Annotated in this window: 1 protein-coding gene; it reads left to right on the forward strand. The window is 45.3% G+C overall.

The window, feature by feature from the left end; all coding sequences use genetic code 11:
• Nucleotides 1-287, forward strand: a 287-nt coding sequence (locus tag EOC06_RS38885) for a M20/M25/M40 family metallo-hydrolase (RefSeq protein ID WP_128310194.1), incomplete at both ends; no start/stop codon positions are given.

Raw genomic sequence — 287 nt, forward strand, 5'->3', positions numbered from 1 at the left:
CAAAGGTGCTGAATGACAATAAGGAAAGTCTTGCAGGCAATATTGTGCTTTTACATCAGCATGCAGAAGAGCTTCCGCCAGGTGGAGCTATTGCCATGATAGAGGATGGATGTCTTGATGGAGTAGATGTTGTGTTTGGGGCACATCTTGCTTCAGGAAATGCGCTTGGAGAAGTGCTATATGGAGTCGGACCTGCTTCTGCTGCAAGTGATACTTTTGAATTGAAGATTCAGGGCAAAGGCGGACATGGAGCTTCTCCGCACCAAACAATTGATTCTATTGCAATT

Source organism: Mesorhizobium sp. M7A.F.Ca.MR.362.00.0.0, assembly GCF_004023175.1.
Lineage (GTDB): Bacteria > Pseudomonadota > Alphaproteobacteria > Rhizobiales > Rhizobiaceae > Mesorhizobium.